Source organism: Polaromonas sp. P1_G2, from assembly GCF_056405515.1.
Genome location: NZ_JBFUBY010000487.1, coordinates 1 through 1,524, shown reverse-complemented (window position 1 = coordinate 1,524; position 1,524 = coordinate 1). Strand labels below are relative to the sequence as shown.

2 protein-coding genes are annotated in these 1,524 nt (G+C 65.6%); both read right to left on the bottom strand.

The annotated features are described in order from the left end of the window. Positions 1 to 151: 151 nt before the first annotated feature. Positions 152 to 1,147 (bottom strand): Bug family tripartite tricarboxylate transporter substrate binding protein, encoded by a 996-nt coding sequence (locus tag AC1D0P_RS25530; RefSeq protein ID WP_477679289.1) that lies wholly within the window; start codon positions 1,145 to 1,147, stop codon positions 152 to 154. Between the two features lie 81 nt (positions 1,148 to 1,228). Then, positions 1,229 to 1,524: aspartate racemase/maleate isomerase family protein (locus tag AC1D0P_RS25525; protein WP_477679288.1), on the bottom strand; the 296-nt coding region annotated here is incomplete at its 5' end.

Below are 1,524 nucleotides of genomic sequence, written 5' to 3'. Positions count from 1 at the left end.
CTCCCTTGCTGGCCTTGCCAGCTTCCACGCCCGGTTTGTCCCGGGCTTTTTTTTGGCCGCGCGGAGCGCTCAGAGGGCCAAACCGCCAGGCGCAAAAAAACCGGGCTTGGCCCGGTTCCCGGTGACCGCCTCCCAGGGCGCGGCCCGAACCTCACTCAGCCTTGATGCCCGCCGTCTTGATGGTCTTGGCCCAGAAGGCCGTTTCCTTTTTGACCAGGGCATCCAGCGCGGCGGGCGGCTGGTAGCGCAGTTCGACGCCGGCGCCGTCGGCGCGGGTTTTGGTTTCAGGCAATTCAAGGGCGGCCTTGATCTGGCCGCTGAGCTTGCCCACCACGTCGGCGGGCGTTCCCGCGGGGGCAAAGATGCCGACCCAGGCTTCCAGCTCGAAGCCTTTCAGGCCGGCTTCGGTGGCAGTCGGAACGGCGGGCAGTGCGGGGTGGCGGGTTTTCCCGGCCACGGCCAGGCCCTTGAGCTTGCCGGTCTGCACATGGCCCATCACCGACGGCGGCGTGGTGATGAAGACCTGCACCTGGCCCGACAGCACGTCCTGCAGCGCCGGGCCGGAGCCGCGGTAGGGAATGTGCACCATGCTGGTCTGCGTCTGCAGCTTGAACATCTCGGTGCCGATGTGCGAGAGCGAGCCGTTGCCCTGGCTCGCATAACTGAGCTTGCCGGGATTGGCCTTGAGGTAAGTGATGAACTCGCCCAGGTTGTTCACCGGGACGGACGGGTGGACGGTGATCACATTGGTGGCCACCGTGATCAGCGCGACCGGCACGAAATCCTTTTGCGCCCAAGGCAGCTTGGGCGTGAGGGCCGGGTTGCCGACATGGTAGGCCGAGTAGGAATTGAGCAGCGTGTAGCCGTCGGGGTTGGCGCGTGCCACGAATTGGTAGGCCACGTTGCCGCTGCCGCCGCCGCGGTTGTCCACGACCACGGCCTGGCTGGTGACCTTGGCCAGCGAGTCCGAGAGGATGCGCGCCGAGGCATCGACAAAACCGCCCGGCGGGTTGGGCACCACCAGCGTGATGGGCTTGCTGGGATAGGCCTGGGCCCATGCGGCGCTACTGACGACAGCTGCAAGCAGGGCCGCGCCCGTGCCGGCAAGCAGCCGGCGCAGGGTGGACGTTGGGGGAAAAGCGTTCATGGTCAGCCTCCTTGTTGTGATGATTGATATCGATGAATAGCGATGAATGGTGAATGACTAACGGCCAGTCACCCACAATAATTAATAGCGGCCCGACAGCAGCGTACCGGCATTCGGCGCGCGCCGCTCGAGCCCCAGGCTTTTCAGCAGCGCGTAGGTGGTGCAGACCGCGCTGGACACCACGGGCAGGCCGCTGGCTGCCTCGATCAGCGGCACCGAAGCCAGCGAAGGCATCTGCACGCAGGCCGAGGCCACGATGGCGTCGGCGCCTTTGACGTTGAGCTGCTTCCACAACTCTGCCGGCGCTTTTGGGTCGCGCGCGCCCACGGCCAGGTTGTCGTGGATCTCGAGCGAAACGCTGTCGATCACTTCAATGC

What these genes read in the sequence shown, in the direction of transcription:
- AC1D0P_RS25530 (WP_477679289.1), bottom strand. Translation starts at nt 1,147, where the DNA reads ATGAACGCTTTTCCCCCAACGTCCACCCTGCGCCGGCTGCTTGCCGGC.